Genomic DNA, 24,391 nt, shown 5'->3' with positions numbered 1-24,391 from the left:
GGGCAAGCCCCCTCGCCACAAAAGCCGGCAGCCACAAGGGACAGCACTCACAGAGTTCTGGTTAGCCGAAGAACCAGTAGCAGACCCCAATGGCGCCAAGCACCCCCGCCAGCTCCGCCAGCAACGCACACCCCACCGCATGCCGCGCACGCTGAATACCCACCGCACCGAAGTACACCGCCAACACATAAAAGGTAGTTTCGGTACTGCCCTGAATCGTCGCCGCCACCAGCGCCGGGAAGCTGTCCACGCCTGAAGTCTTCATGGTCTCGATCAGCATCGCCCGCGCGGCGCTGCCGGAGAACGGCTTGACCATCGCGGTCGGCAGCGCGTCGACGAAACGCGTATCCCAGCCGGCCCATTCCACCAGATGACGAATCCCGTCGAGGCCGAAATCCAGGGCACCGGACGCCCGGAGCACGCCCACGGCGCAGAGCATCGCCACCAGATACGGCAGCAGATTCTTCGCCACGTCGAAGCCTTCTTTGGCGCCTTCGACGAAGGCCTCGTAGACCTTCACCTTGCGCATCGCGCCGATAATCAGAAACAGCATGATCAGCCCGAACAGCGTCAGATTGCCGAGGATCGACGACAATCCGGCCAGCGCGGTCGCCGACATGGTGCCCAGCAGCGCCATGAAACCGCCCAGCAGCAGGGCGCCGGGAATCAGATAGGCCAGCACCACCGGGTCCCAGACTCGCAAGCGCTGCATGAAGGCCACGGCAAGAAAGCCAACGATGGTCGAGCAACTGGTGGCCAGCAGGATCGGCAGGAACACCAGGGTCGGGTCGGGCGCGCCTTGCTGGGCGCGGTACATGAAGATCGTCACCGGCAGCAGGGTCAGGGAGGAGGCGTTGAGCACCAGGAACAGGATCTGCGCGTTGCTGGCGATGGTGTCGCTGGGGTTCAGCTCTTGCAGCGCCTTCATGGCCTTCAAGCCGATCGGCGTGGCGGCATTGTCCAGGCCCAGGCCGTTGGCGGCGAAGTTTAGGGTGATCAGGCCGATGGCGGGGTGGCCGGGTGGGACCTCCGGCATCAGGCGCAGGAACAGCGGACCCAGGACCTTGGCCAGCCATTCGACGATCCCGGCTTTCTCGGCGATGCGCAGAAAGCCTAGCCAGAGGGTGAGGGTGCCGAACAGCAGCACCATCACTTCGACCGACAGCTTGGCCATGGCGAAGATGCTTTCCACCATCGCCGCGAAGATCCCGGCGTTACCGCCCACCAGCCATTGCACCAGCGCCGACACGGCGGCCACGATGAAGAAGCCAAGCCACAGGCCATTGAGCATCAGTCAAATCCCCCAAAAGATGCGCGAATGATAGCGGGGTGGCCAGAAACGACAAACCCCGGATTTCTCCGGGGTTTGTCGATATAACCCAATCACTGTGGCGCTCTTTGTGGCGAGGGGGCTTGCCCCCGTTGGACTGCGAAGCAGTCCCATCTTTTGGGGCCGCTTCGCAGCCCAGCGGGGGCAAGCCCCCTCGCCACATGATCTGTTTTCCACAAGGGTTTTGTGTCAGTTGCGGGAAGACTCAGCCGCCGGCAGCTTTTCCTTGCTGCGCCAGTGCGGCAGGGAGTTCCAGTAGCGCTGGCCCTTGGCCTCGTCGTACATGCCTTCCCAGCGCGCGATAACCAGTACCGCCAGGGCGTTGCCGATCACGTTCAGTGCGGTACGCGCCATGTCCATGATGCGGTCGACACCGGCGATGAACGCCAGGCCTTCCAGCGGGATGCCCACGCTGCCCAGGGTGGCGAGCAGGACCACGAAGGACACGCCCGGAACGCCGGCGATGCCTTTGGAGGTAACCATCAGAGTCAGCACCAGCAGCAGTTGCTGGCTGATCGACAGGTCGATGCCGTACAACTGGGCGATGAAGATGGCCGCGATGCTCTGGTACAGGGTCGAACCGTCGAGGTTGAAGGAATAACCGGTCGGTACCACGAAGCTGCAGATGGCTTTCGGCGCACCGTAGGCTTCCATCTTCTCGATCACGCGCGGCAGTACGGTTTCGGAGGAAGCGGTGGAGTAGGCCAGCACCAGCTCATCCTTGAAGATGCGCATCAGCTTGATCACCGAGAAGCCGAACAGGCGAGCGATCAGGCCCAGCACCATGAAGGCGAAGAAAGCGATGGCGAAGTAAACCAGGATCACCAGTTTCGCCAGCGGCAGCAGGGAAGCGAAGCCGAAGTTGGCCACGGTCACCGCGATCAGGGCGAAAACGCCGATCGGGGCGTAGTTCATGATCATGTGGGTGACCTTGAACATGGCTTCCGATACGCCCTGGAACATCGTTACCAGCGGCTCGCGCAACTCGGGCTTGAGGCTCGACAGACCGAGGCCGAACAGCACCGAGAAGAAAATGATCGGCAGCATTTCGCCGCGGGCAATGGCCGCGAAAATGTTGGACGGGATCAGATTGAGGATGGTTTCGATGAAGGCGTGTTCGTGCTGAACCTCAGCCGCCGTCGCCTTGTACTTGGAGATGTCCACAGTACCCAGGGTGCTCATGTCGATGCCCGAACCCGGGTGGAACACATTGGCGAGCACCAGCCCGACGACGATGGCGATGGTAGTGACGATCTCGAAGTAGATGATCGTCTTCAGGCCGATGCTGCCGAGTTTTTTCGCGTCACCGACGCCGGCAATGCCGACGATCAGCGAGGAGATCACGATCGGGATCACGATCATCTTGATCAGACGGATAAAGATATCGCCTGCCGGTTGCAGAACGTTGCTGATCCACCAGGCTTTCTCGGCACTGAAATGGTTGAGCAGCGCACCGATTGCAATCCCCAACACCAGACCGATGAGGATCTGCCAGGCGAGGCTAAGCTTTGCCTTCTTCATATCTTTACCCTTACTTCAGTTTGACTCGGACAGTGGCTCGAGCAGCTTCGCTTTTGGCGAAAAAGTCGAGTGCAACCGCCCCCGTATAAGGAGCCCCGGAGCGCTTGTTCTGGCTCTCTGGCAGGCGAAAAAAGGCGCAACTATTCCGATGCAAGGAAGCGACGTCTAATGCCGTAAATGACTACCCTATGCCGAATCGGCATGAGGTCTTTTAGCTGAAAGCGACGTCGCAATCGGTTCGAATACGACATTTCGGCAGACATAGGTGCCGTGAACCGGCCATTACAGCGCTAATTGAGTATTTTCTGATCAGGCGCGTGAGGCGTAAATTTCGGGAAAATCCTACAGCGGGCACGACAAAATTCCCGCGCGGTTACGCAGTCTTTTCTCGATATACGGTCGCAATGGAGAAGCTGGAAAAGAGATTTCCAGTAAATGCAGGAAGGGTGATGTCGGGGTTCAACAGCAAACCGATGGATAGCTCTAATCCAACGCTTTGCGTTTATAAGCTCTCCGCAAGTTCGTCGATTCACGAATGATCAACGAACTTGCGTCGCAGCTTTTCCTGACCTGGTCCTTTCGCAGGTACTCCCTGTACCCGTAGGTCACTCCGCCCCTGAAACAGGCAGAACGTCCCGACCCCCTGGTCATGCGCCTGCCTTCCTCGGGTGGGCGCACTGGGAAAGAAGCGTGGCGCCTCTTTCTTTGTCATGTATCCGGATTCCGTCCGGACGGCGGATAGATCAACTCAAGTCAAACAAGTTCATTCGTCAGCCGCGACGGCGACCAAAGAAGAAGGAAGCAATGAACATCACCAGGAACACGACAAAGAGAATCTTGGCGATACCCGTGGCGGTGCCCGCGATACCACCGAAGCCCAGTACGGCAGCGACGATGGCAATGATCAAGAATGTAATTGCCCAGCTCAACATGGTGATTCTCCTTACGCTTTTCTTTATTTAGAGGTGCTGCGTTTCTTTACTTAGAGGCCTGGCGTATGGAATGCGCCAGGTGTGTGAACCTAGAAAACCCAGCGTTCCTGACGAGGCGATTCATCCATCGTCTGGTGTTGGTCGACATCCATCATTCGCATCGAATGGGTGTCTTCCATGCCGCTTCTTGCGGCGCTGAAGTGGGTTTGGATCGGGTGCTGAAACGACACGCTTGGCCCTTCCTGCTGCTGGCTCTGTTCCCAGCGCAAAAATTGCTGACCGGCAATCAAGGTGATCAGCAGCGCCAATACGGCAAACAGACCTTGCTGTAGGTACAAGGGCGACAGCCGCAATTGGGTGGCACGTTGGCGATTCATCCTGAAGCTCCTCCCACTTTGGGTATTAGGTTGAGGGCGCTTTGTTATTGCCCTGCGATATTTGAGTTATTGCAGCCTGCGTGCCAGTTTTTTTCTAATAAAAAATCTATATAAATCAATAAGTTATATTGGTGTCGAATTGACCTTCGGACGCATCCTGCACGATGCGGCTTTTCGCGGTCGTGCGTAATGCACGATCACCTGCGCTGTCGTCGCAATATTTTTGAATTGCGAGCAGGGCGCTGCTGTCAGAAAAAGATGCGGTTGGGCGTTTGATAAGTGTCTATCTATTAAAGGCTCGTGGAATCGGGACCCAAACCGGCGTGGCGGGAGATGACTATCCTGTCGGCGCAGGAATGGATCAGAATGAACCATGCAACTTGCCCGATTTTTCCGGGACTAAACCAAGACCATTCATTAAGGAGCGTAGGAAAATGGAATCAGCCACGGAACATCAGGGCCGTATTCTTCTGGTGGATGATGAGTCCGCCATCCTGCGTACTTTCCGTTATTGCCTCGAAGACGAAGGCTATAGCGTGGCAACCGCCAACAGCGCCGCGCAGGCCGAGGTGCTGCTGCAACGTCAGGTGTTCGATCTGTGTTTCCTCGATTTGCGCCTGGGTGAGGACAACGGCCTCGACGTGCTGGCCCAAATGCGTGTTCAGGCGCCGTGGATGCGCGTGGTGATCGTCACCGCACACTCGGCGGTGGACACCGCTGTCGATGCCATTCAGGCCGGTGCCGCCGACTACCTGGTCAAGCCCTGCAGCCCGGATCAACTGCGGCTGGCCACGGCCAAACAACTGGAAGTGCGACAGTTATCGGCGCGCCTGGAAGCGCTGGAAGGCGAAGTGCGCAAACCCAAGGACGGTTTGGATTCCCACAGCCCGGCGATGAAGGTGGTGCTGGAAACCGCCCGCCAGGTCGCCAACACCGACGCCAACATTCTTATCCTCGGCGAGTCCGGCACTGGTAAAGGTGAGTTGTCCCAGGCCATTCACGGCTGGAGCAAACGCGCGAAGAAGTCCTGCATCACCATCAACTGCCCGTCGCTGACCGCCGAACTGATGGAAAGCGAACTGTTCGGCCATAGCCGTGGCGCGTTTACAGGCGCCAGCGAAAGTACCCTCGGACGGGTAAACCAGGCCGATGGCGGGACGCTGTTTCTTGACGAGATCGGCGATTTTCCGCTGGTTTTGCAACCAAAATTGTTGCGATTCATCCAGGACAAGGAATACGAGCGGGTCGGTGACCCGGTCACTCGCCGCGCCGACGTGCGCATCCTCGCGGCCACCAACCAGAACCTCGAAGACATGGTCCGCGATGGCCGTTTCCGTGAAGACCTGCTCTATCGCCTGAACGTCATCACCCTGCACCTGCCGCCGCTGCGCGAACGCCGGGAAGACATCCTGAACCTGGCCGATCGCTTCCTGGCGCGCTTCGTCAAGGAATATGCGCGCCCGGCCCGGGGTTTCAGTGAAGAGGCCCGCGAAGCGCTGTTGGGTTATCGCTGGCCAGGGAACATCCGTGAGCTGCGCAACGTGGTCGAGCGCGCGAGCATCATCTGTGCGCAGGAGAAGGTTGAGATCAGTCACCTGGGGATGGCAGAAACGCCGGTCAACAATGCACCGCGCATCGGCGCTGCCCTGAGCCTGGATGAACTGGAGAAAGCCCACATCGGTGCAGTCCTCGCCACTGCCGGCACGCTGGATCAGGCGGCCAAGACGTTAGGCATCGATGCATCGACGCTGTACCGCAAACGCAAACAGTACAACTTGTGAGACGCCGCCAATGAAACTGGCGATGAAGTTGCGGACCCGGCTGTTCCTGAGCATTTCCGCGCTGATCACCGTCGCGCTGCTCGGCCTGTTGCTCGGGCTGGTCAGCGTGATGCAGATGGCGGGCACCCAGGAAGCGCTGGTGCGCAATAACTTCGTCACCCTGGATATTGGTCTCAAATTGCGCCAGACGCTGGGCGATCAGTTACTCGTGATGCTCAGCGAAAAACCGGACTCTTCTGCCTTCGAGGCGTCCAAACAGCAATATTTGAAGTTGTTGGAAGAGGGCATTGCCCAAGAGCCGGAGAGCGAGGGCAACGGCTATGGATTCCAGAAAGCCAAGACCGACTACCTGAGTTTCATCAAGGCGTACGAAGCATCGCCCGATCCCACTCAGGTGCTCAGCGGCAACGACGAACTCACGAAAAGATTCAATGCGCTGCGCAACGGCCTGATTGCCGAGCACAAGCGTGCCCTGGATGGCATCAGCGATACCGAGCGCCGTGCCCGGGAGCGGGCCTTGCTGATCGCCGGTCTGCTGGGGCTGGTCGGGTTGGCGGTCTTGATCATCGGATTTGCCACCGCCCATGCCATCGCCCGGCGTTTCGGCGGACCCATCGAGGCACTGGCGCGGGCCGCAGACGATATCGGACAGGGCAATTTCGACGTCACGCTGCCGGTATCCTCGGCGTCTGAACTGAACCAACTGACCCGCCGCTTCGGCATCATGGCCGAGGCCTTGCGTGAGCATCAGGCCACCAATGTCGATGAACTGCTGGCCGGTCAGCAGCGCTTGCAGGCGGTGCTGGACAGCATCGACGACGGCTTGCTGATGATCGATCGCCAAGGGCGTCTGGAACACCTCAACCCGGTGGCCCAGCGTCAGTTGGGTTGGGAGGCCGATCGAGTCGGGCAGGCGCTGGATGTGGCCTTGCAGCGTCCCGAACTCGATGAGCAACTGCAGATGGTGCTGCGTGGCGGCACCCTGGAGCGTCCCCCGGAAGATTTGACCATCGAGGTCGATGGCGAAACCCGTGTCCTGACTTTCAGCCTGACGCCTGTTGTGCACACTCAAGGACAGGTGCTTGGCGCGGTAATGGTGCTGCATGACGTCACCGAGCAACGCGCCTTCGAACGGGTGCGCAGCGAGTTTGTGCTGCGCGCTTCCCATGAATTGCGCACGCCGGTCACCGGCATGCATATGGCGTTCGGCCTGTTCCGTGAGCGTGCGCGTTTCGACCCGGATTCCCGTGAAGCCGATCTGCTGGATACGGTGAACGAAGAAATGCAGCGCCTGATGCAATTGATCAACGACCTGCTGAACTTCTCGCGCTACCAGAACGGCCTGCAGAAGCTTAGCCTCGCGCCGTGTTCCATCGACGAATTGCTGGAGCAGGCGCAGACGCGCTTTACCGAAGATGCCGAACTCAAGGGCATCGAGCTGCTGGTGGAAGTGCAGGGCCCGCTGCCGCGTCTGCAGGCCGATCAGCCACAACTGGACCGGGTGCTCGATAACCTGATCGACAACGCTCTGCGCCATACCGCCGCCGGCGGTCTGATCCGCCTGCAGGCCCGACGCCATGGCGATCGGGTGATCATCAGCGTCGAAGATAACGGCGAGGGCATTGCATACGGGCAGCAGGGAAGGATCTTCGAGCCTTTCGTGCAGGTCGGCCGGAAGAAAGGCGGAGCCGGGCTCGGCCTGGCGCTGTGCAAGGAAATCGTGCAGTTGCACGGCGGGCGGATGGGGGTTTATTCGCGGCCGGGGCAGGGCACGCAGTTCTACATGGCGCTGACCGTGTAGCGCGTTTCAGGCTTCATCGTCCAGACGTCGGCTGGCAAACCGGCGGCCACGGGTAATCAGTTCGATGAACTGCACGGCGCTCAAGGCGTGGGCGAACAACCAGCCCTGACCGAACTTCACCCCTTCACTGCTCAGCAGTTCAGCCTGGGCTTCATGCTCGATGCCTTCGGCGATCACCTTCAAATGCAGCGACTGCGCCATATGAATGATGTGCGGCGCGACACCACTGCTGGCCGCGTCGTGCCCCAGCGCATCGATGAAAGCCTTGTCGATCTTCAGGCAATCCACCGGCAGGGTTTGCAGGTAAGCGAGGCTGCAATAGCCGGTACCGAAATCGTCGATCAGTACCTGATGGCCGACATCGCGCAGCGCCTGCAGGTTTTCCCGGGCCACCACCACGTCGATCAGCCCGCGCTCGGTGACCTCGAAGGCGATTTGCCGGGCGGCGACCCGATGCAGGGTCAGCAAGCGCGCCATGACCTGGCCGATGCGCGGCACCATCACATCGCACGCGGCCAGGTTGACCGAGATGTACAGCTGCGGATTGGCCCGTAACAGCTGCCCAAGCTGCTCAAGCAGGCGTTGCAGGACGAAGTCGGTCATCTGCCGGATCTGTCCGGTGTTCTCAGCCATCGGGATGAACAGGTCGGGACTGGTCAGGGTGCCGTCCGGTCGTCGCCAGCGCAGCAAGGCTTCGGCGCCGACGCAGTTGCGGCTGTCGAGATCGAAGATCGGCTGATACAGGACCTGCAATTCGCCGCGGCGGATGGCGCCGGTCAATTCAGCATCCAGGGACTGGCGCTGACGCACCAGCAGGAACACCAGGAACCCCACGCAGAAGGACAGACTCAGGCACACCGGCAGCAGCCACCACCACATCAGCGGAATGTGCGTGCTGCCGCGCGGGCTGATCAGCACCAACTGGTACTCCGGATTATCGGTGGGCATGCGATAGATCAGACGTTTCTGCGTGACTTGCAGGGCATCCCGGCTTTTCGGCGGCCAATGCTCGGACGGCGGCCATACTTGCGAGGCACCCAATACGGGGATCGCCCGGGTGCCGCGGTCCAGTACTACCAGCAGGCTGCTGCCGGGTGACAAGTCGACCATGTCGGTCAAATGCCCGCGAGAAGTGGCGACCCGAAAATTGCCGCGCCCGAGCATCAGGGCGGCGCGGTTTTCATCGGGTTCCAGGGTGGTGTTCAGCCAGTAGCTGTAGGTGGGGCCTTTGATGTCGGGTGGGCGTATCAGCGACAACCCTTCCTGGCGCGGTCGGTTGGAGCAGATGCGCGAGGAATCCATGTACGCGGCTTCGTAGACGAAGCGGTAGTTGAAGGTGACTTGCTGCAGGGTCGCGATCATCTCGTCATCGCAACCACGCAATGGTTGGGCTTCCAGATCGTCGAGGCTTTCGCGCAATTGTCCGAACAGTTGTTCAAGGCGGGCGAGAAATCGCTCGCCCTGGGCGTTCATTTCCTGGCTTTCATTCTGCTGGATCTGGTGCAGGGCGATGAAAAAACTGCCCGCCATCAATAGGGTTGCGCTCAGGACAGCCGCCATCATCGCCAGAAACCAGGGGCGATAGAACCAACTACGGAATGTCTCTCTGGCAGCAGGCATCGTGGAATATCCGGCGAATTACCAATGAGTTATAGCTGCTGATTTGACATGGCGCGCTGACCGTCGGGCGGCCGTCGCTATTTATTTTGTCTGATTCAACACCAGCAGCATGGCCGCTGTTTGCGCATCCGGCGTGCCGTCGAAGCGCGATGGCCGGAAATGCATCTGGAACGCTGCGATCACGTGGCGTGTGGCGACATCGAGTTCGCCGGTCTGCGCAATCTCGTAACCGAAGCGGGCCAGCTGCGCCTGATACCAACTGATGCTCGGCGGCTGCGCTTCAAATTGTAGCTGCTGGCGCGCCACTGCCTGCTCGTTGGGCCAGATGCCGAATCCTGCCGCCGCCAGACGCTTCCACGGAAACAGCGGTCCGGGATCGAGTTTGCGCAAGGGCGCGATGTCGCTGTGGCCGATGATGCTGCGCGGGCTGATGGGGTAGCGGGAAGTGATGTCCTTGAGCAGGACGATCAAGGATTCCACCTGCGCTTCGCTGTAGGGATACCAGAGGCGCCCAGTGGGGGTGTCCTTGAATCCCGGATTGACGATTTCGATGCCGATGGAGCTCGAGTTCAGCCAGGTCCGGCCTTGCCACTGGCTTTCTCCGGCGTGCCAGGCGCGCTGGTTTTCGTCCATCAGCTTGAAAATGGTCGCCTTCTTGTCGTCGCCGATCAGGTAATGGCTGCTGACTTCGCCATGGGTCAGCAATTGCAGCGAGCGTTCCTGGGAGGCGGAGGTGTAATGCAGCACCACGAACTGGATGCGACTGTCGTGATTGGCGGAAGGGTGACTGGTGTCGTAGCGAGGGCCGCTGGCGCAACCGGCCAGAAGCAGCAGTGACAGGATGATGAACGCGGAAAATTTCATGGCTGGGCAATACACGCAAGGCAGTAATGCAACAGTGTAACGTACTGCCTTGCGTGCGGCGGGCATTCACAAAGTTTTAAACATTTGCGGCGCTGCGCCTCAGCCCAGCTCCACGCGATTGCGTCCGGCATTTTTTGCGCGGTAGAGCGCCTGATCGGCTCTCTTGAGCACCAGATCGCTGCTTTCTCCGGATCTGAACGCCGTCAGCCCCATGGAAATGGTGACGGTGACCGGCTCGCCCTTGAAGTGAAAAGGGCAGGCTTCAATCGACGCGCGCAGCTGTTCCAGCAACTTCATCCCCGACGCCGGCACCGTCGACGGCATCAGCAGAACAAATTCCTCACCGCCAAACCGGGCAATGAAATCCGTCCCGCGCAGGCGCTTGCGCAGCACCGTGGCGATGATTTTCAGCACCTTGTCGCCGGCCAGGTGGCCGTAGTTATCGTTGATGCGCTTGAAGTGGTCGAGGTCGAGCATCGCCAGCAGCAAGGTATTGCCGTGCTGCTGCCACTGGCCGATTTCATGCTCCAGCCGCTCACTCCAGGCGGCGCGGTTGGGCAGGCCGGTGAGCGGGTCGATCAGGGCTTTCTGGCGCTGTTCTTCCAGATGCTCACGGAAGCCCAGGGCTTCCTGTTCCATGTGCGCCACCCGTTCGGCCAGGCCGTTGAGGCGGGCCGCGACTTCCTGCTCGCGTTCGTCGCGCTGCTGACGATGACGATCCATGGTGCCGAGCAAGCCTTCCAGATGGTTTTCCAGCACCACCTTGAGATCTTCCAGGTTGGACGCTTCATGCATGCTGCTTTGCATGCCGTCGACTTGCTCGCGAATCTGCGTGTCCATGGCCTGGGCGGCGGAGCGGTTGTCGGCATGGCCGGCGCTGGCGGCTTGCAGATTGCTCTGGAACGACTCGAGGCGTTCGTTCAGATGTTGCAGGTAGGTCTCGAACTCGTGCTGGCCGCTGCCCGCGATCGCCAGCATCAAGGTGGCCAGATCGTCGAGGATCGGCAGAAGTTCGTACCAGTTCAGGCCGTTTTGCAGACGGTAGCGCATCGACTCCGCTTGCGGGCGATGGCGCTCGGGGATCGCCAGGTCGTCGAGCAGACCTAGCAATGTCTCTTCGATGTGCTTGGCCACCGAGCTGTAGGACGGCTCGGGGGAGTCGGGCAGGGCATAGAGGACGTCAGGCGCGGGCGGTTGTTCAGGCTCGTCGGCTGGCTGCTCGGCGGGCAGCGGCTCGGCAGGCTCGATGTGAGTCAGCTCGTCGGGGTTGGTGGTCGGTTCGATCAGAGCCGGGGGAGTTTCGACGACGGTTTCAGCAACCTTGGATTCATCGGTCGCAGGTTCTGCTTCCGTCAGCGCGGCGGGCTCTGGTTGTGCCTCTGTCGACTCAATGGCTGGGGCAATTGAATCAATGGCTGGAGCAGCCGGCACAGGCGTGCTTTGTGGCTCGGCAGCCACAGCTGTCGGCTCCTGAGTTTCGAAGTGCAGCTCAACTTCAAGCGGCGCGCGTGACGTTTCCAGCGGATGGGCTGGAGGCTGCTCGGCGCTCGGAGTGGTTAGCGGCGCTGCTTCGTCGGCTTCACGGTGACCGAACAGCCGTTGCAGCAGGCTGGGGCGGTCGGGCTCCGGCGTCGCTTCCAGCTGACTCAGGGCCTTGCCCTGCAAGCCGCTGAGTTCACTGAGCAGCAACGGCATCTCGCGGGCCTGACTGACCCGGTTATCCAGTTGCTTGGCGAAATTTTTCAGCGGGCGGCTGACATCCCGAGGCAGGGGCAGGGTTTGCAGCTGGGTGACCAGCGCGGTCAGGGCGGCGCTGGTCTGGTTGATCCGGGTTTCCCGGCGCTGCTCGGAGTCGAGTACGGCTTTTTCCAGGCGCGGGATCAGGGCGGCGAGGCCCGCGTCCATGTCGTCGGTGCGCACGACTTCGCGCATTTCCTTCATGCATTGATCGACGGCGCGGTCAGTGCCTTCGGCCGCCAGGGTGCTGCGCACCAGTCCACGGCGCAGCAAGTCGAGGCGGGCATCCCAGCGACGTTCGAGCTTTTCCTGTTGTTCGATGCTTTTGAGGTATTTCTCTTTCCAGCGCTGGGCGTCGTCGCTCATTCAGGGGTTCCGCGAGGGGTAGGACTCAACGCGGGCAATGCATCGGCCGTGAGCGAACCCGGCAGACGAATCTCTACCGCGACCGGCAGGTGATCGGAAATGGGTTGGGCCAGCACCTCGACCTTTTCAAGCGTCAGGCTCGGGCTCAACAGAATGTGGTCCAGGCAGCGTTGCGGGCGCCAGCTGGGGAATGTCGCTTCCAGTTGCGGGGCCAACAGGCCGAGGTCGCGCAATGGAGAGTTCTGCAACAGGTCACTGGCGTGGGTGTTCATGTCGCCCATCAGCACCTGGTGTTTGTAGCCGCCAATCAATTCGCGGATGTAGGCCAGCTGCAGGCTGCGGGTCCGGGCACCGAGAGCCAGGTGCATCATCACCACCACCAAGGCATCCTCGCCTTCGCCGAAGCGCACCAGAATCGCCCCGCGACCCTTCGGCCCCGGCAACGGATGATCCTCGATCGCCCACGGCCGCAGGCGGCTCAGCACGCCATTGCTGTGCTGGGCGAAGCGTCCGAGATTGCGATTGAGTTGCTGATACCAGTAGGGGAAGGCGCCGAGCTGGGCCAGGTGTTCGACTTGATTGACGTAGCCCGTGCGCAGGCTGCCGCCGTCGGCTTCCTGCAGGGCGACCAGATCGAAGTCGCCGAGCAGGCTGCCGATTTTCTGCAGGTTGTCGGCACGCCCGGTGTGCGGCAACAGATGTTGCCAACCCCGGGTCAGGTAATGCCGAAAACGTTCGGTACTGATGCCGACCTGGATATTGAAACTGAGCAAACGCAGACGGCTGTCTTCAGGCAGGCCCGTCGATTGCAGATGATGCTCGTTGACCCGCGGATCATGCCGGCCAACGCTGCGTTCACTTCCCCAGCGGCGCATGGTGGGTAAAGCCTTTTAGTTGGAGGCCGCCTTGTTGGCTGCTCGCTCTTTGTCGATCAGTTTGTCGGCCAGTTGCAGGGCTTCTTGAGCGCCGCCGGCAGAGCCTACGTCAAAGCGGTATTTGCCGTTGACGATAAGGGTCGGGACACCAGTAATTTCATATTTCTTGGCCAGGTCAGTGGCCTTGACGATCTGGCCCTTGATGGCAAAGGAGTCAAAGGTAGCCAGGAACTTGTCCTTGTCGACGCCTTGAGTGGCCAGGAAGTCCGCCATGTCATTCTTGTCGGTCAGTTTCATGTGTTGCTTCTGGATGGCTTCGAACACCGCGGCGTGGACCTTGTGCTCCACACCCATGGCTTCCAGGGTCAGGAACATCTGGCCGTGTGCGTTCCAAGGACCGCCGAACATGGCAGGGATACGGACGAAGTTGACGTCAGAAGGCAGCTTCTCGACCCATGGGTTGATCACCGGCTCGAAGGCGTAGCAGTGCGGGCAGCCATACCAGAACAGCTCCACCACTTCGATCTTGCCTGGAACGGCAACCGGAACCGGATTGCTCAGTTCAACGTAAGGGGCGGCGGGGGTTTCGGCGGCCTGGGCGGTCATGCCGAACAGGCTGGCAGCGACCAGTGCGGCGCTGATGATCAGATTACGCATGCTTTACTCCTGAGCAAATTTTATCGACTCGCGCGACCTGTTTTCAGACAGGTCTGAGCGGGGCCGAGTTCTGTAGTGTAACGGCAGCGGCCACAAAAAAGGGCGGCCAAAGCCACCCTTTTTATACTTGCCACCACGGATTAATCGAGCGTTAACGTTGCAGGAGTTGCCTGCTTCGCGCCGCGCCCGATTCACCAGTCTTAGTGCAGGCCCTGAATGTAACTGGAGACTGCGGCGATGTCTTCATCGCTCATCTTCTTGGCAATACTTTGCATTGGTTTAGTGTCGCCGTCGTTGTTCCGGCCACCTTCTTCCTTGCGGAAATCGGTCAGTTGCTTGGCAACGTATTGAGCGTGCTGGCCGCCCAGGTGCGGGAAGCCGGCAGCGGCGTTGCCCGCGCCGTTTGGCGAGTGGCAACCGGTGCACGCCGGCATGCCCTTGGCCAGGTCACCGCCACGGAACAGTGCTTCGCCGCGAGCGACGATCTTCGGATCGGCGGCGCCGACGCTGCCCTTCTGGCTGGCGAAGTACGCGGCGAGGTCCGCCAGGTCCTGATCGCTCAGGTTGGTCAGCAGGCCGGTCATTTCCAGAACGGTGCGCTTGCCCGACTTGATGTCGTGCAGCTGCTTGGTCAGGTAACGTTCACCCTGGCCGGCCAGCTTTGGAAAGTTTGGCGCCATGCTGTTGCCATCCGGGCCATGGCAGGCGCCACATACGGCGGCTTTGGCCTGGCCTGCGGCGGCGTCACCAGGTTTGACTGGCTCACCTGCGGCATAGGCAGCGCCGGAGATCCCCACGGTCAACAGCAGACTCACGATCAGTTTGTTCATCAGCTAATCCAACTACGGCTAAGGGTTAAGAGTTATGGACCGGGTTTACTCGCTCATCCACTGGATGATGGCTCGGTAATCCTCGGCACTGCAGTCCATGCACAAACCACGCGGCGGCATCGCCTTGAAACCCTGGGTCACGTGTTGCACCAGCGTCTCCATACCTTTCGCCAACCTCGGCGTCCAAGCTTCCTGATCGCCCTTGCGGGGCGCCATGGGGAGTTGGCCGGAATGACAGGCACCACAAACACGGTTGTACACGGCTTCCGGATCCTGTGTAGCCTGAGCGCTGTAAAGCGGCATCAGAAGTCCGGCAGCCAGCAGCCATTTCGTCATAAAACGACCTTTTCAGGGTTGAGAGCGTTCTGCGTTCTAGTGCGCAATCAAGGTCTGTCGCTCTCGTGAACTTCGTCCTACGCTGGGACAAAGCGCACACAAAATCTGCGGCATTATATACTGGCGTCACTGAAACGGAAGCGACACCGCTTGCCGCGCCCATTCCAGGCGCCGCCCACATCGGAAATCCCATGCAACTCAAGAATCCCATCCTCGGTCTGTGCCAACAGTCCACCTTCATGCTCAGCGCCGCCAAAGTCGACCAATGTCCGGATGACGAAGGTTTTGAAGTCGCCTTCGCCGGGCGTTCCAACGCCGGCAAGTCCAGTGCTCTGAACACCCTGACCCATGCCAGCCTGGCGCGTACCTCGAAAACGCCGGGGCGCACGCAACTGTTGAATTTCTTCAAGCTAGACGATGAACGCCGTCTGGTCGACCTTCCGGGCTACGGTTACGCAAAAGTCCCTATTCCGCTCAAGCAGCACTGGCAGCGTCACCTTGAGGCGTACCTGGGCAGTCGCGAGAGTCTCAAGGGTCTGATTCTGATGATGGACATCCGTCACCCGATGACCGACTTCGACCGCCTGATGCTCGACTGGGCCATCGCCAGCGGTATGCCGATGCACATTCTGCTGACCAAGGCCGACAAGCTGACCTATGGCGCGGCCAAGAACACGCTGCTCAAGGTTCAGTCGGAGATTCGCAAGGGTTGGGGCGATGCCGTGACCATCCAGTTGTTCTCGGCGCCCAAGCGCATGGGGCTGGAAGAGGCCTACACTGTGTTGGCGGACTGGATGGAATTGGCGGACAAGGGCGCTGAGGCAGAGGCGCAGTAAGGTTCGGGAACTGTCTGCGGTGCGCCGCGGGCAGTTTTCTGCAGGCAAAAAAAACCCCGGACTTCTATGGGGAGGGGGAAGTTCCGGGGTTCAAGTTCTAGACCGCTAGGGCGGGGTCCAGATATCTGCCAACACTTAACACAACATAGGAGCATCGAAGGGCTTCACCAGCCATTCAGTATCTCTGAGTGGTGTTTCTTCAGATTAGTTCAGATTTTTTTTCAGCGCCTTTGGAAAAGTTCCGCAAACTTTCCGGATTGAGCGCTATTCGATTTTCATCCGCGGCACTATGCCGCAGCGGAACCCCCTGATTCCGGGCCTCGCAAGGGCATATACATTCCGTTGAGCTCGACGGGCGCCCCCTTGCGGGTACGCCCGTACCTCAAAACTAGCCGACAGACGGCTTAGTGAGCCTCATCCCAATTGTTGCCAACGCCGACTTCGACCAGTAATGGAACGTCCAGTTTGGCCGCGCCACTCATGTAACCGCGAATTTCCTCGCGAACCTGGTCGACCAAATCTTCACGCACCTCCAGCACCAATTCGTCGTGCACCTGCAGGATGACTTTGGCGTCGAGCCCGGAGGACGTCAGCCAGTTATCCACAGCCACCATGGCTTTCTTGATGATGTCGGCGGCCGTGCCCTGCATCGGCGCGTTGATCGCCGTACGCTCGGCGGCGGCGCGCTCCTGCGGCTTGTTGGAGTTGATCTCCGGCAGGTACAGGCGACGGCCGAAGAAGGTTTCCACATAACCCTGTTCCGCCGCCTGGGCGCGGGTGCGGTCCATGTACTGGCGCACACCCGGATAGCGGGCGAAATAGGTGTCGATGTAGGCCTTGGCGGTCTTGGTGTCGACGCCGATGTCCTTGCCGAGCTTCTGCGCGCCCATGCCGTAAATCAGGCCGAAGTTGATCGCTTTGGCGCTGCGACGCTGATCGGAAGTCACGTCTGCCAGTTCGACCTTGAACACTTCGGCGGCGGTGGCGGTGTGCACGTCCAGATCGTTGCGGAAGGCGTTCATCAGGCCTTCGTCCCGGGACAGGTGCGCCATGATCCGCAGTTCGATCTGCGAGTAGTCCGCTGCCAGCAGCTTGTAGCCGGTCGGTGCCACGAAGGCCTGGCGGATACGCCGTCCTTCAGCAGTGCGCACCGGAATGTTCTGCAGGTTCGGATCGCTGGAGGACAGACGCCCGGTGGACGCCACCGCCTGGTGATAGGAGGTGTGGATACGCCCGGTGCGCGGGTTGATCTGCTCCGGCAGGCGATCGGTGTAGGTGCTTTTCAACTTGCTCATGGAACGGTATTCCATCAGCACCTTGGGCAGTCGGTAGTCTTCCTCGGCCAGCTTGGCCAGCACTTCTTCAGCGGTGGACGGCTGGCCCTTGGCGGTTTTCTTCAGCACCGGCAGACCGAGTTTCTCGTAGAGAATCACGCCCAGTTGCTTGGGCGAGCCGAGGTTGAACTCTTCGCCGGCGATCTCGAAGGCTTCACGCTCCAGCGCGACCATCTTGTCGCCCAGTTCGATGCTCTGCACGCCGAGCAGCGCGGCATCGACGAACGCACCCTGGCGCTCGATGCGTGCCAGCACCGGCACCAGCGGGATTTCGATGTCGGTCAGCACGCTGGCCAGGCTCGGAATGGCGCTGAGCTTGTCGTACAGCGCTTCGTGCAGACGCAGAGTGATGTCGGCGTCTTCGGCGGCGTAGGGGCCGGCCTGCTCGAGGGCAATCTGATCGAACGTCAGCTGCTTCACACCTTTGCCGGCGATGTCCTGGAAGCTCACCGTGGTGTGATCCAGGTACTTCAGCGCCAGGCTGTCCATGTCGTGACGGGTGGCGGTGGAGTTGAGCACGTAGGATTCAAGCATGGTGTCGAAGGCGATGCCGCGCACGGTGATGCCGTTGGCCTGATCACCGCCGATGGCGCAGTTGGCCAGGATGTTCATGTCGAACTTGGCGTGCTGGCCGACCTTGAGCTTGTTCGGGTCTTCCAGAATCGGCTTGAGGGCGCGCAGGACAGTGTCGCGATCCAGCTGCTGGGGCACGCCGATGTAGGAATGGGTCAGCGGAACGTAGGCCGCTTCGTTGGCCTGCACGGCGAACGAAACGCCCACCAGTTGCGCCTGCTGCGCGTCGATGCCGGTGGTTTCGGTGTCGAAGGCGAACAGCTTGGCGTTGTTCAGCTTCTCCAGCCAGACGTCGAAGCGTGCCTGATCGAGGATGGTCTCGTAGCGGGTTTCAGCCGTCGGTGCCGGCGCCGACGCTGGCACTTCAGCCACGGCTTCGGCGGCGCTGAACAGGTCCACCACCGGTGCCGGCTCGGCGGCCGCGCTCAGTTCCACGCGCTTGGCATCGCGTTGCAGGTCGTTCAGCCAGCTCTTGAATTCGAGCAGGTTGTAGAGTTCGGTCAGCTTTGTCTGGTCTTCCGGGCCCATCTGCAGGTCATCGAGTTCGATGTCCAGCGGCACGTCGACCTTGATGGTCGCCAGCGCGTAGGACAGGAAGGCCATTTCCTTGTGCTCTTCAAGCTTGGCCGGCAGGGTTTTCGCCCCGCGAATCGGCAGGGTCGGGACGATATCCAGCTGCGCGTACAGCTCGGTCAGGCCACCGTTGACGCCCACCAGCAGGCCGGACGCGGTCTTCGGGCCGATGCCGGGAACGCCCGGGATGTTGTCGGAAGAGTCGCCCATGAGCGCCAGGTAATCGATGATCTGCTCGGGAGCGACACCGTATTTCTCCTTCACGCCCTCCACGTCCATGCTGCTACCGGTCATGGTGTTGACCAAGGTAATGTGGCCATCGACCAGCTGCGCCATGTCCTTGTCGCCGGTGGAGATGATCACCGGGCGGTCAGCCGCGGCGCTGCTGCGCGCCAGGGTGCCGATCACGTCGTCGGCTTCGACGCCTTCGACGCACAGCAGCGGGAAGCCCAGGGCCTTGACGCTGTCGTGCAGCGGCTGGATCTGCACGCGCATGTCGTCGGGCATGCTCGGGCGATTGGCCTTGTACTCGGCGTACATTTCATCGCGGAAGGTTCCGCCCTTGGCGTCGAACACCACGGCGAAGGGGCTGTCCGGGTACTGCTTGCGCAGACTCTTGAGCATGTTCAGCACACCTTTGACCGCTCCGGTCGGCAGACCTTTGGAGGTGGTCAGCGGTGGCAGTGCGAAGAAGGCGCGATACAGGTAAGAAGAACCGTCCACCAGGACGAGGGGGGCTTGGCTCATGAGCACGATCAACCTTTTCGGCGGGTCCGGCGCTAGAATAGCGGGACCGTTGACGACAAAGGGACAAGGTTATCATGCGCACACTAAATCGCCTGTTGCTGGCTGGGTTGTTTGCAATCACACCATTGGCGGTGATGGCGGCGGACGATGCGCCGTCACCGGAACCGGATGTAACCATTCGCACGGAAGGCGACAACACGATCAAGGAATACCGCCAGAATGGCTTCCTGTATGCCATTCAGGTCACGCCGAAGGGCGGCAAGCCGTACTTTCTGGTGCGCGCCGATGGATCGGACGGCAACTTCATCCGCTCGGATCAGCCGGATATGCTGATTCCGTCGTGGAAGATCTTTGAGTGGAAATAGTTTCCTAATTTCAATTGGCGCCGGCTCACGAGCGGCGCCCGTACTGGCAGCTTAAACATGTCTGTGTTCACCCCCCTGGCTCGGCCCGAGCTGGAAACCTTTCTCGCCCCTTATGGCCTTGGCCGCCTGCTTGATTTCCAGGGGATCGCCGCCGGTAGTGAAAACACCAACTTCTTTATCAGCATGGAGCAGGGCGAATTTGTCCTGACCCTGGTCGAGCGCGGCCCGGTCCAGGAGATGCCGTTCTTCATCGAATTGCTCGACGTCCTGCACGAAGCCGATCTGCCGGTGCCTTACGCACTACGCACCACCGACGGTGTGGCGTTGCGTGAGCTGGCCGGAAAGCCTGCGCTGCTGCAGCCGCGCCTGGCCGGCAAGCACATCAAGCAAGCCAATGCCCAGCACTGCACCCAGGTCGGCGAGTTGCTGGCGCACCTGCACCTGGCGACACAGGCCAACATGATCAAGCGCAAGACCGATCGCGGCCTGGACTGGATGTTGGAGGAGGGCACGCAGTTTCTCTCGCACCTCGAAGCCGAACAGAAAGAGCTGCTGCAAAAGGCGCTGGAAGAAATAACTATCCAGAAAGAGAAAATCCTCGCTCTGCCAAGGGCCAACATCCACGCGGACCTGTTCCGCGACAACGCGATGTTCGAAGGCACGCACCTGACCGGCCTGATCGACTTCTACAACGCCTGCTCGGGGCCGATGCTCTACGACGTGGCGATTGCTTTGAATGACTGGTGTTCGGATGACGATGGCCTTATCGACGGGCCACGGGCGCGGGCGCTTTTGGGTGCCTACGCGGCGCTGAGGCCATTCACCGCCGCCGAAGCCGAGCTGTGGCCGACCATGTTGCGGGTGGCTTGTGTGCGGTTCTGGTTGTCGCGATTGATCGCGGCGGAATCGTTCGCGGGGCAGGACGTGTTGATTCACGACCCGATGGAGTTTCAGTTGCGGTTGGCGCAGCGGCAGACCGTAAATACGCCTTTGCCGTTTGCCCTTTAAAAGCTTCGCGAGCAAGCCCGCTCCCACATTTTGATCTCCTGCGTACACAAATTCTGTGAACGACCGAAATCAAATGTGGGAGCGGGCTTGCTCGCGAATGGGGCACCGCGGTTTTTGAATTACAACGACTCCAGGCACCCCGCCAAATCATTCCCCAACTTTTCCAGCACCTGCTCATACCCCTGAGCCGTTGCCGGTGTGTAGCCGCCCAGCGCATCCAGCTCCGCCAGTTTCACCGGCAGCCCGGCTACCAGGGTTTCCGCCAGGCGCGGACGCAGGGGCGGTTCGCTGAAGACACAGGTCTTGCCTACTTCCTGCAACCGCGCGCGCATCGCCGCGACGTGCTGGGCGCCCGGTTGCACCTCCGCCGCGACGCTGAACACGCCGGTGTGCTTCAGGCCGTAGGCATCTTCGAAGTAGTCGAAGGCTTCGTGGAAGACGAAGTAGGGTTTTCCTTCAATGCCGGCCAGACGCTTTTTAAGGCGCAGGTCTAGGGCATCGAGGCGTTCATTGAAGGCTTGGACGTTGCTTTGATATCGGGCCGCGTTGGCAGGATCGGCTGCGCTGAGATCTTCGGCCATTTTTGCCGCGACCACCCGGGCGTTGACCGGCGACAGCCACAGATGCGCATCAAGGCTGCCCGGACGATGATCGTGGTCATGATCGTCGGCTTCTTCGGCGTGAGAGTGGTTATCTTCGGCGAAATGGCGCAACTTCATCCCCGGAAGGCTCTGTACGGCGACGCTCGGCAGCGAACGGCCGTTCAGCACCCGCGGCAGGAAGCCTTCCATGTCCGGCCCGATCCAGTACAGCAGATCCACCGACTGCACCTTGCGAACGTCGGAAGGCCGCAGCGCATAGTTATGCGGCGAAGCGCCGGGCGGCAGCAAAACCTCGGGAATCGCCACGCCGTCCTGCACGGCAGCGGCGATCAACTGCAACGGCTTGATGCTGGTGAGGACCCTGACCTCGGCTTGCGCCTGACCGATCAGCAGAAAACTTGCGATAAATGCGACAAAGTATGAAAAAAGTCGGGGCACGATGAACACTCGGAGAGGCGAGAACGGGTAACATAATAACGTCTCTCACCAAACTCGTCGCCGCTCATGACCAAAACTCCGCTTGCCAGCCGTCCCCACGACCACTCTCATTGCGTGCACAGCGCTCTGTCCGAGGCTGACGCCCTGTGCGAACGCAAGGGTCTGCGCCTGACCGCTTTGCGTCGCCGGGTGCTGGAACTGGTGTGGCAAAGCCACAAGCCGCTGGGCGCCTACGACATTCTGGCGGTACTCAGCGAGCAGGACGGCCGCCGCGCCGCGCCGCCAACGGTGTACCGCGCGCTGGATTTCCTCCTGGAAAACGGTCTGGTTCACCGGATCGCCTCGCTCAACGCCTTCATCGGCTGCAATCACCCGGCGCACGCGCATCAGGGGCAATTCCTGATCTGCCGCGATTGCCACGCCGCTATTGAACTCGAACAGAAATCCATCAGCGACGCGATCATCGCCAGCGCCGCCGAGGTCGGGTTCGTCGTCGAAGGTCAGACCGTCGAAGTGGTCGGTCTCTGCTCGGGTTGCCAGGGGGCTTGATGAGCGACAGCTTGATCCGTCTGCAGCAGGTCGCGGTCACGTTCGCCGGGCAGCCTGTGCTGGATAACATCGAATTGAGCGTCGAGCCCGGGCAGATTGTCACCCTGATCGGCCCCAACGGCGCCGGCAAGACCACGCTGGTGCGTGCCGTGCTGGGCCTGTTGAAACCCGACAGCGGCACGGTCTGGCGCAAGCCGAAACTGCGCGTGGGTTACATGCCGCAGAAACTGCATGTCGATCCGACCTTGCCGCTGTCGGTGCTGCGTTTCCTGCGCCTGGTGCCGGGTGTGGATCGGACGATGGCGCTGTCCGCGCTCAAGGAAGTGGGCGCCGAGCACGTCATCGACAGCCCGGTGCAAAGCGTCTCCGGCGGCGAAATGCAGCGCGTGCTGCTGGCCCGCGCGCTGTTGCGTGAGCCGGAACTGCTGGTGCTCGACGAGCCGGTACAAGGCGTCGACGTCGCCGGACAGGCCGAACTCTACAGCCTGATCACCCGTCTGCGTGACCGTCACGGCTGCGGGGTGTTGATGGTTTCCCACGATCTGCATCTGGTGATGAGCACCACCGACCAAGTGGTTTGCCTCAACCGACATGTCTGCTGCTCCGGCCATCCTGAACAGGTCAGCGGCGACCCGGCCTTCGTCGAACTGTTCGGCAAAAACGCGCCGAGTCTGGCGATCTATCACCACCATCACGACCATGCCCACGATCTGCATGGTTCGGTGGTCAAAGGGCCTGTTTCGGGCCAACCCCATGTTCACGGAGACAACTGCAAGCATGGCTGATTTTCTGCTTTACGCCCTGCTTGCAGGTCTGGCTTTGGCGGTGGTTGCGGGCCCCCTGGGTTCGTTCGTGGTCTGGCGGCGCATGGCCTATTTCGGCGACACCCTGTCCCACGCCGCGTTGCTCGGCGTAGCGCTGGGTTTCCTGCTGGATGTCAGCCCTACGGTCGCGGTCACCGTAGGCTGCCTGCTGCTGGCGGTGTTGCTGGTGACCTTGCAACAGCGCCAGCCGCTGGCTTCCGACACGCTTTTGGGAATTCTCGCACCGAGCACCCTCTCTCTCGGTCTGGTCGTACTAAGCTTCATGCACGAAGTGCGGATCGACCTGATGGCCTATCTGTTCGGCGACCTGCTGGCTATCAGTCCGACCGATCTGGCCTGGATCCTGGGCGGCAGCGCCGCGGTGCTGGCATTGTTGGTGGCGTTGTGGCGACCACTGCTTGCCATCACCGTGCATGAGGAACTGGCCAGGGTCGAAGGTCTGCCCGTGGCGGGATTGCGCATGGCGCTGATGTTGCTGATCGCCGTGGTGATCGCCGTGGCGATGAAAATCGTCGGTGTATTGCTGATCACTTCGTTGCTGATCATCCCGGCGGCTGCGGCACAACGTCACGCCCGATCGCCGGAGCAGATGGCACTGGGCGCGAGCCTGCTGGGCATACTCGCCGTGTGTGGCGGGCTGGCTTTGTCCTGGTTCAAGGACACTCCGGCCGGCCCGTCGATTGTTGTGACGGCCGCCGCACTGTTTCTGCTGAGTTTTGTTCTGCCCCGTCGAGGGGTGTAGACTTGCTCGCTTTTTGCGCAAATAGAGAGTCGCAGGAATGAAGCTGTTCACCTCCCGTTATGTGCTCCTTGTCGCATTTTCTCTGCTGCTGGGTGCATGCCAAAGCACGCCGCCGGCAGCCGAGACCCCGGACGCGCGGGCCACGGCTATTGCACAGCTTGAACAAAGCCTGGCCAGCAGCGAGCTGGCCACCGCGGAAGGGCAACTGGCCGCTTTGCAGGCCGAATCGCCCAATGATCAATCCCTGGAGCAATACCAGCGGCAATTGGCTGAAGCCTATTTGATGCGCAGCCAGATCGTGCTGCAAAAAGGCGACGTCAACGCTGCTGCTACTGCCTTGGCCCGCGCCCGCGCGCTGATGCCCAAGGCACCGGCGCTGACTGGCGGCGTCAACGGCGCTGTCGCTCAGGCGCGCAAGGCTGAACTGGAAAAGGCAGAAGCTGCTCTGAAAGCCGCCGAAGCCAAGCCGAAAGCCAAGGTCATCGACCCGACCGCCGAAAGCACCACCGTTGCGCTGAACATCAACGACATCAGCAAACTTCGCCGCCAACTAGATGCGATCGCCGCCGATGTGGTGAATTATCAGTGCGACGTGAGCATCCAGGCGCCGCGTACCGATGATTACCCATGGCTGGCCAATTTGCTGACCAAGCGGGTGAACAAGCTCGATCCGCAGTTCGATCTGAAGCTGGAGCGGCAGATTCTGCGCAGCGTGCCGGCGCAGATGGTCCTGACTCCGCGTAAATCCTAAGAGCTTCGCGGGCAAGCCTCGC

The 24,391-nt window shown here is 60.7% G+C and carries 22 protein-coding genes; 9 read left to right on the top strand and 13 right to left on the bottom strand.

Annotated features, from left to right (window positions below; genetic code table 11):
* Window positions 1-61: 61 nt before the first annotated feature.
* From K9857_RS21060 to K9857_RS21045, 4 genes are all read right to left on the bottom strand, one after another.
* Window positions 62-1,291: a nucleoside recognition domain-containing protein gene (locus K9857_RS21060; RefSeq protein ID WP_224538940.1), complete on the bottom strand. Its 1,230-nt coding sequence runs from the start codon at window positions 1,289-1,291 to the stop codon at window positions 62-64.
* Window positions 1,292-1,519: 228 nt separating this feature from the next.
* Window positions 1,520-2,851 carry a glutamate/aspartate:proton symporter GltP gene (gene gltP / locus K9857_RS21055; protein WP_224538938.1) on the bottom strand — a complete coding sequence of 444 codons (1,332 nt, stop codon included), beginning with the start codon at window positions 2,849-2,851 and terminating at the stop codon, window positions 1,520-1,522.
* Window positions 2,852-3,621: 770 nt separating this feature from the next.
* Window positions 3,622-3,783, bottom strand: coding sequence for a DUF1328 domain-containing protein (locus K9857_RS21050; RefSeq protein WP_175375735.1), 162 nt, complete (start codon window positions 3,781-3,783; stop codon window positions 3,622-3,624).
* 89 nt (window positions 3,784-3,872) lie between these two features.
* Window positions 3,873-4,160, bottom strand: coding sequence for a hypothetical protein (locus tag K9857_RS21045; protein WP_224538936.1), 288 nt, complete (start codon window positions 4,158-4,160; stop codon window positions 3,873-3,875).
* Between the two features lie 434 nt (window positions 4,161-4,594).
* Between K9857_RS21045 and algB the strand changes: the two genes are divergently transcribed.
* Together algB and K9857_RS21035 are read left to right on the top strand one after the other, a co-directional pair.
* The gene (gene algB, locus K9857_RS21040; protein WP_224538933.1) at window positions 4,595-5,941 is read left to right on the top strand and encodes a sigma-54-dependent response regulator transcription factor AlgB; all 1,347 of its coding nucleotides are present in this window, start codon (window positions 4,595-4,597) and stop codon (window positions 5,939-5,941) included.
* A 10-nt stretch (window positions 5,942-5,951) separates the two neighbouring features.
* Window positions 5,952-7,742: a KinB sensor domain-containing domain gene (locus tag K9857_RS21035; protein ID WP_224538930.1), complete on the top strand. Its 1,791-nt coding sequence runs from the start codon at window positions 5,952-5,954 to the stop codon at window positions 7,740-7,742.
* A 6-nt stretch (window positions 7,743-7,748) separates the two neighbouring features.
* Here K9857_RS21035 and K9857_RS21030 read toward each other — a convergent pair whose 3' ends face one another.
* From K9857_RS21030 to K9857_RS21000, 7 genes are all read right to left on the bottom strand, one after another.
* Window positions 7,749-9,362 (bottom strand): EAL domain-containing protein, encoded by a 1,614-nt coding sequence (locus tag K9857_RS21030; protein ID WP_224538927.1) that lies wholly within the window; start codon window positions 9,360-9,362, stop codon window positions 7,749-7,751.
* An 81-nt stretch (window positions 9,363-9,443) separates the two neighbouring features.
* Window positions 9,444-10,226 carry an N-acetylmuramoyl-L-alanine amidase gene (locus K9857_RS21025; protein ID WP_175375740.1) on the bottom strand — a complete coding sequence of 261 codons (783 nt, stop codon included), beginning with the start codon at window positions 10,224-10,226 and terminating at the stop codon, window positions 9,444-9,446.
* 99 nt (window positions 10,227-10,325) lie between these two features.
* Complete coding sequence (locus tag K9857_RS21020) at window positions 10,326-12,329, bottom strand: GGDEF domain-containing protein (RefSeq protein WP_224538925.1); 2,004 nt, start codon at window positions 12,327-12,329, stop codon at window positions 10,326-10,328.
* Window positions 12,326-13,204 (bottom strand): endonuclease/exonuclease/phosphatase family protein, encoded by an 879-nt coding sequence (locus K9857_RS21015; protein ID WP_224538923.1) that lies wholly within the window; start codon window positions 13,202-13,204, stop codon window positions 12,326-12,328. The genes K9857_RS21020 and K9857_RS21015 overlap by 4 nt, the downstream gene beginning before the upstream one ends.
* Window positions 13,205-13,219: 15 nt before the next feature.
* Entirely contained in the window at window positions 13,220-13,861 is a 642-nt protein-coding gene (dsbA, locus tag K9857_RS21010) for a thiol:disulfide interchange protein DsbA (RefSeq protein WP_224538920.1), read from the bottom strand.
* Window positions 13,862-14,061: 200 nt separating this feature from the next.
* A complete protein-coding gene (locus K9857_RS21005) occupies window positions 14,062-14,691 on the bottom strand; it encodes a c-type cytochrome (RefSeq protein WP_224538919.1) in 630 nt (209 codons plus the stop codon).
* Window positions 14,692-14,736: 45 nt separating this feature from the next.
* Window positions 14,737-15,027 carry a c-type cytochrome gene (locus K9857_RS21000; protein WP_224538917.1) on the bottom strand — a complete coding sequence of 97 codons (291 nt, stop codon included), beginning with the start codon at window positions 15,025-15,027 and terminating at the stop codon, window positions 14,737-14,739.
* 191 nt (window positions 15,028-15,218) lie between these two features.
* Here K9857_RS21000 and yihA point away from each other — a divergent pair, with 191 nt between their 5' ends.
* Window positions 15,219-15,863, top strand: a complete 645-nt coding sequence (yihA, locus tag K9857_RS20995; RefSeq protein WP_175375746.1) for a ribosome biogenesis GTP-binding protein YihA/YsxC — start codon at window positions 15,219-15,221, stop codon at window positions 15,861-15,863.
* Window positions 15,864-16,267: 404 nt separating this feature from the next.
* Here the strand turns inward: yihA and polA are convergent, their stop codons facing one another.
* A complete protein-coding gene (polA, locus tag K9857_RS20990) occupies window positions 16,268-19,090 on the bottom strand; it encodes a DNA polymerase I (protein WP_224538915.1) in 2,823 nt (940 codons plus the stop codon).
* A gap of 74 nt (window positions 19,091-19,164) precedes the next feature.
* Here polA and K9857_RS20985 point away from each other — a divergent pair, with 74 nt between their 5' ends.
* Both K9857_RS20985 and K9857_RS20980 read left to right on the top strand, forming a co-directional pair.
* Entirely contained in the window at window positions 19,165-19,455 is a 291-nt protein-coding gene (locus K9857_RS20985) for a DUF2782 domain-containing protein (RefSeq protein WP_015092908.1), read from the top strand.
* 57 nt (window positions 19,456-19,512) lie between these two features.
* Window positions 19,513-20,463 (top strand): homoserine kinase, encoded by a 951-nt coding sequence (locus K9857_RS20980; protein WP_224538913.1) that lies wholly within the window; start codon window positions 19,513-19,515, stop codon window positions 20,461-20,463.
* A gap of 119 nt (window positions 20,464-20,582) precedes the next feature.
* Here the strand turns inward: K9857_RS20980 and K9857_RS20975 are convergent, their stop codons facing one another.
* Window positions 20,583-21,503 (bottom strand): zinc ABC transporter substrate-binding protein, encoded by a 921-nt coding sequence (locus K9857_RS20975; protein WP_224538911.1) that lies wholly within the window; start codon window positions 21,501-21,503, stop codon window positions 20,583-20,585.
* Between the two features lie 66 nt (window positions 21,504-21,569).
* Here K9857_RS20975 and zur point away from each other — a divergent pair, with 66 nt between their 5' ends.
* The 4 genes from zur to K9857_RS20955 are packed head-to-tail and all read left to right on the top strand — an operon-like array spanning window position 21,570 to window position 24,369.
* Window positions 21,570-22,052: a zinc uptake transcriptional repressor Zur gene (gene zur, locus K9857_RS20970; protein ID WP_224538908.1), complete on the top strand. Its 483-nt coding sequence runs from the start codon at window positions 21,570-21,572 to the stop codon at window positions 22,050-22,052.
* Entirely contained in the window at window positions 22,052-22,837 is a 786-nt protein-coding gene (gene znuC, locus K9857_RS20965; RefSeq protein WP_224538905.1) for a zinc ABC transporter ATP-binding protein ZnuC, read from the top strand. The genes zur and znuC overlap by 1 nt, the downstream gene beginning before the upstream one ends.
* Window positions 22,830-23,618, top strand: coding sequence for a zinc ABC transporter permease subunit ZnuB (gene znuB / locus K9857_RS20960; protein ID WP_047535815.1), 789 nt, complete (start codon window positions 22,830-22,832; stop codon window positions 23,616-23,618). The genes znuC and znuB overlap by 8 nt, the downstream gene beginning before the upstream one ends.
* 37 nt (window positions 23,619-23,655) lie before the next feature.
* A complete protein-coding gene (locus tag K9857_RS20955) occupies window positions 23,656-24,369 on the top strand; it encodes a PA5502 family lipoprotein (protein WP_224538903.1) in 714 nt (237 codons plus the stop codon).
* The last annotated feature ends 22 nt before the right edge of the window (window positions 24,370-24,391 follow it).

It is taken from the genome of Pseudomonas sp. REP124, assembly GCF_020164475.1.
Classification (GTDB): Bacteria; Pseudomonadota; Gammaproteobacteria; order Pseudomonadales; family Pseudomonadaceae; genus Aquipseudomonas.
This window is presented reverse-complemented; position numbering and strand designations above follow the sequence as displayed.

Excerpts from the sequence above, each read along its gene's own strand:
- K9857_RS21060 (WP_224538940.1), bottom strand. The coding sequence starts at position 1,291 with ATGCTCAATGGCCTGTGGCTTGGCTTCTTCATCGTGGCCGCCGTGTCG.
- gltP (WP_224538938.1), bottom strand. The coding sequence starts at position 2,851 with ATGAAGAAGGCAAAGCTTAGCCTCGCCTGGCAGATCCTCATCGGTCTG.
- K9857_RS21050 (WP_175375735.1), bottom strand. The coding sequence starts at position 3,783 with ATGTTGAGCTGGGCAATTACATTCTTGATCATTGCCATCGTCGCTGCC.
- K9857_RS21045 (WP_224538936.1), bottom strand. The coding sequence starts at position 4,160 with ATGAATCGCCAACGTGCCACCCAATTGCGGCTGTCGCCCTTGTACCTA.
- algB (WP_224538933.1), top strand. The coding sequence starts at position 4,595 with ATGGAATCAGCCACGGAACATCAGGGCCGTATTCTTCTGGTGGATGAT.
- K9857_RS21035 (WP_224538930.1), top strand. The coding sequence starts at position 5,952 with ATGAAACTGGCGATGAAGTTGCGGACCCGGCTGTTCCTGAGCATTTCC.
- K9857_RS21030 (WP_224538927.1), bottom strand. The coding sequence starts at position 9,362 with ATGCCTGCTGCCAGAGAGACATTCCGTAGTTGGTTCTATCGCCCCTGG.
- K9857_RS21025 (WP_175375740.1), bottom strand. The coding sequence starts at position 10,226 with ATGAAATTTTCCGCGTTCATCATCCTGTCACTGCTGCTTCTGGCCGGT.
- K9857_RS21020 (WP_224538925.1), bottom strand. The coding sequence starts at position 12,329 with ATGAGCGACGACGCCCAGCGCTGGAAAGAGAAATACCTCAAAAGCATC.
- K9857_RS21015 (WP_224538923.1), bottom strand. The coding sequence starts at position 13,204 with ATGCGCCGCTGGGGAAGTGAACGCAGCGTTGGCCGGCATGATCCGCGG.
- dsbA (WP_224538920.1), bottom strand. The coding sequence starts at position 13,861 with ATGCGTAATCTGATCATCAGCGCCGCACTGGTCGCTGCCAGCCTGTTC.
- K9857_RS21005 (WP_224538919.1), bottom strand. The coding sequence starts at position 14,691 with ATGAACAAACTGATCGTGAGTCTGCTGTTGACCGTGGGGATCTCCGGC.
- K9857_RS21000 (WP_224538917.1), bottom strand. The coding sequence starts at position 15,027 with ATGACGAAATGGCTGCTGGCTGCCGGACTTCTGATGCCGCTTTACAGC.
- yihA (WP_175375746.1), top strand. The coding sequence starts at position 15,219 with ATGCAACTCAAGAATCCCATCCTCGGTCTGTGCCAACAGTCCACCTTC.
- polA (WP_224538915.1), bottom strand. The coding sequence starts at position 19,090 with ATGAGCCAAGCCCCCCTCGTCCTGGTGGACGGTTCTTCTTACCTGTAT.
- K9857_RS20985 (WP_015092908.1), top strand. The coding sequence starts at position 19,165 with ATGCGCACACTAAATCGCCTGTTGCTGGCTGGGTTGTTTGCAATCACA.
- K9857_RS20980 (WP_224538913.1), top strand. The coding sequence starts at position 19,513 with ATGTCTGTGTTCACCCCCCTGGCTCGGCCCGAGCTGGAAACCTTTCTC.
- zur (WP_224538908.1), top strand. The coding sequence starts at position 21,570 with ATGACCAAAACTCCGCTTGCCAGCCGTCCCCACGACCACTCTCATTGC.
- znuC (WP_224538905.1), top strand. The coding sequence starts at position 22,052 with ATGAGCGACAGCTTGATCCGTCTGCAGCAGGTCGCGGTCACGTTCGCC.
- znuB (WP_047535815.1), top strand. The coding sequence starts at position 22,830 with ATGGCTGATTTTCTGCTTTACGCCCTGCTTGCAGGTCTGGCTTTGGCG.
- K9857_RS20955 (WP_224538903.1), top strand. The coding sequence starts at position 23,656 with ATGAAGCTGTTCACCTCCCGTTATGTGCTCCTTGTCGCATTTTCTCTG.